The sequence below is a fragment of the Streptomyces ossamyceticus genome (assembly GCF_001418475.1).
Classification (GTDB): domain Bacteria; phylum Actinomycetota; class Actinomycetes; order Streptomycetales; family Streptomycetaceae; genus Streptomyces; species Streptomyces ossamyceticus.
This window is the reverse complement of record NZ_LIQX01000087.1, coordinates 1-2,352: the sequence shown is the minus strand read 5'-3', so window position 1 is coordinate 2,352 and position 2,352 is coordinate 1. Positions and strand designations below refer to the sequence as shown.

Annotated in this window: 1 protein-coding gene and 2 pseudogenes; all 3 read left to right on the top strand. The window is 74.0% G+C overall.

Going from position 1 to position 2,352, the window contains the following annotated elements:
• Nucleotides 1-230, top strand: a pseudogene (locus AOK15_RS08080) (pyridoxal-5'-phosphate-dependent protein subunit beta); the annotation flags it as partial.
• Nucleotides 227-1,291, top strand: a complete 1,065-nt coding sequence (locus AOK15_RS08075; RefSeq protein ID WP_055514269.1) for a dipeptide epimerase — start codon at nucleotides 227-229, stop codon at nucleotides 1,289-1,291. The pseudogene AOK15_RS08080 and the gene AOK15_RS08075, both read left to right, overlap by 4 nt.
• A pseudogene (locus AOK15_RS08070) lies at nucleotides 1,275-2,294 on the top strand (MFS transporter); the annotation flags it as partial. The gene AOK15_RS08075 and the pseudogene AOK15_RS08070, both read left to right, overlap by 17 nt.
• Between the last annotated feature and the right edge of the window lie 58 nt (nucleotides 2,295-2,352).

Here is a 2,352-nt window from a genome sequence, read left to right as displayed (position 1 = left end):
ACGGGCCGCACCGCTACCTCGGCAGCGTCTACGACGACGACTTCGCCGCCGCCCACGGCATCGACCGGGCCGCGGCGGCCGTACGGCCCGTGGAGATCCCCCATCCGGGCGCGGCCGAGGCCGTCGGCTGGGTCCGCTGCCGCAGAGTCAGCGACCCCCTGGCCGTACCGGCCGTACCCACTGTCCCGCCCATACCGTCTGTGCCGTCTGTACCGGAAGAGAGCCTGTGAAGGTCACCCAGCGCACCGTACGGCTCGACCTCGCCGAGCCGTTGCGCATCTCCCGCTCCACGATGACCGCCCGCGACGCGGTGTGGCTGACCGTCGAGCACGACGGGCTGCACGGCCACGGCGAGGCCGTCACCAGCGTGTACTACGGCCTCGACGCCGACACCCTCGGGCGGCTGTGCACGGCGGTCGCCACCGACCTGGAGCGCCTCCCCGACCCGGAGAGCGCGCTCCAGGCACTGATCGACGGTGAGTTGGCGGGCTCGGGCACTGTGCCGGCCGTCACCGCGGCCGTGGACGCCGCGCTGCTCGATTTGGTCGGGAAGCGGGCGGGCAGCCCCGTCCACCGGCTGCTCGGCGCACCGTCCGCTCCGGTGGCGGCCACCGCCCGGACCATCGGGATCACCGCGCCGCCGCGTGCCGCCGCCGAGGCCCGCCGACTCGCCGCGAACGGCTTCCAGGTCGTCAAGATCAAGGCCGGCGCGCCCGATCCGGAGGACGACCTCGCGCGTGTGCGGGCCGTGCGGGACGCGGCGCCCGGCGTGCGGCTGCTGCTCGACCCCAACGGCGCCTGGACGGCGGCCCGCGCGGACGCCCTGCTGCCGCGCTTCGCGGAACTGGGCGTGGAGGCCGTCGAACAGCCCCTCGTCCCCGGCGCCCCGGAGGCGCTGGCCGCCCTCGCCGAGCGCTCGCCGCTGCCGGTGATCGCCGATGAGGACGCCGTGAGCGCCGAGGACGTACGGCGGCTCGCCGGGCGCGTCCACGGGGTGAACGTCAAGCTCGCCAAGTGCGGCGGCGTCCACGCGGCCCTGGGGATCGCGGCGGCGATCGAGGGCAGCGGCACCGACCTGATGCTCGGCTGCCTCACCGCCAGCAGCCTCGGTCTCGCCCCGGCCGTCCACCTCGCCGACCGGGCCCGCTGGGCCGACCTCGACGGACATCTCCTCCTCGCCCACGACCCGTGGACCGGCATCGGCGGCCACGACGGCGTCGTACGGGCAAGTCAGGTGCCGGGGCTGGGAGTTCGGCCCAGGGAGGAGGTGGGCGGTGCGGACGTGGCATGAGATACGCCGCTTCCCGTTCGCCGTGCGCCTCCTGCTGGTCAACCAGCTCGGCGTCAACATCGGCTTCTACCTTCTGGTCCCCTATCTGGCCACCCATCTCACCGAGAACCTGGGCATGTCGGCGGCCCTCGTCGGTGTGGTGCTCGGGGTGCGCAACCTCAGCCAGCAGGGCCTGTTCATCATCGGCGGCTCCGCCTCCGACCGGCTCGGGGCGCGGGGCGTCATCATCGCCGGGTGCGCGCTGCGGACCGTGGGGTTCGGGCTGTTCGCGCTCGGCGACGGGCTGGCCGTGCTGCTGGCCGCGTCCGGCTTGAGCGGGCTCGCCGGGGCGCTGTTCAACCCGGCCGTGCGGGCCTATCTCGCGCAGGAGGCCGGGGAGCGCAAGGCGGAGGCGTTCGCGCTGTTCAACGTGTTCGCGACGACGGGCGCCCTGATCGGGCCGCTGCTGGGCAGCGCGCTGCTGCTGGTGGACTTCCGCACGTCCGCGCTGACCGCCGCGGGGATCTTCGCCGTGCTCACCGTGGCGCAGGCCCTCGTCCTGCCCGCCCGCGGGGTGGAGGCGAGCGGGGGCGGTGTCCTCGGGGACTGGCGTGAGGTGCTCGGCAACCGGGCCTTCCTCGCGTTCGCGCTCGCCATGGTCGGCATGTTCACTCTGGAGAACCAGCTGTATCTGCTGCTGCCCGCCGGGGCACGCGAGGCCACCGGCTGGGACGGCGCGGCCGGTCTCGTCTTCGTCGTCGGCACCCTGGCCAACCTGGCGCTCCAGCTCAGGATCACCACGGCCCTCAAGTCACGTGGGGACAGGGGGCGTTGGATCGCGACCGGGCTCGCCGTGATGGGGCTGGCGTTCCTGCCACCCGCGCTGGGGGCGGGGGCCGCGCCGAGTGGGTGGTTCGACGCCGTGCCGGTGCTGCTGGGCGCGCTGCTGCTGTACCTCGGGATCATGGTGGCCTCCCCGTTCGTGATGGAGCTGATCCCCCGCTTCGGCCGCCCGGAGACGACGTAGAAGATCCCGAAGTAGGTGCCGGTCAGCTCCGGGCGGCCGAAGCGGGGGATCAGCT